Here is a 437-nt window from a genome sequence, read left to right on the forward strand (position 1 = left end):
CACAGGCCGCACCCCCGCCACCAACGCCCCACGCGCCACACCAGCACCCACCACACGCAACGCCAGACCCCCCACCGTCGGCGACTCGAACACCGCACGGATACCGAGCTCCCGCCCGAAGGCGGAGCGGATCCGGCTCACGAGGCGGGTGGCGAGCAGCGAGTGGCCTCCGAGGTCGAAGAAGCTGTCGTCGGGGCTGACGTCGGGCAGGCCGAGGACGTCGGCGAAGATCCGGCAGAGCAGTTCCTCGCGGGCGTCGGCGGGCCTGCGGCCGCCGCCGGTGGTCGTGGACCACCGCGGTGCGGGCAGCGATGCCCGGTCGACCTTGCCGTTGGGCGTCAGCGGGAGCTCGTCCAGGGCCATCAGGGCGGCCGGGACCATGTAGTCCGGCAGTCCGGCGGCGATCTGCGCCCGCACGGCCGCCGGCTCCACGTCGC

At 74.4% G+C, this 437-nt stretch carries 1 protein-coding gene; it reads right to left on the reverse strand.

Annotated elements, in window-relative coordinates; genetic code table 11:
• The coding region (locus IF19_RS01000000135245; RefSeq protein ID WP_234321971.1) for a phosphopantetheine-binding protein at positions 1–417 on the reverse strand (417 nt) is incomplete at its 3' end.
• Positions 418–437: the final 20 nt, after the last annotated feature.

It is taken from the genome of Streptomyces californicus, assembly GCF_000717645.1.
Taxonomy (GTDB): domain Bacteria; phylum Actinomycetota; class Actinomycetes; order Streptomycetales; family Streptomycetaceae; genus Streptomyces; species Streptomyces californicus.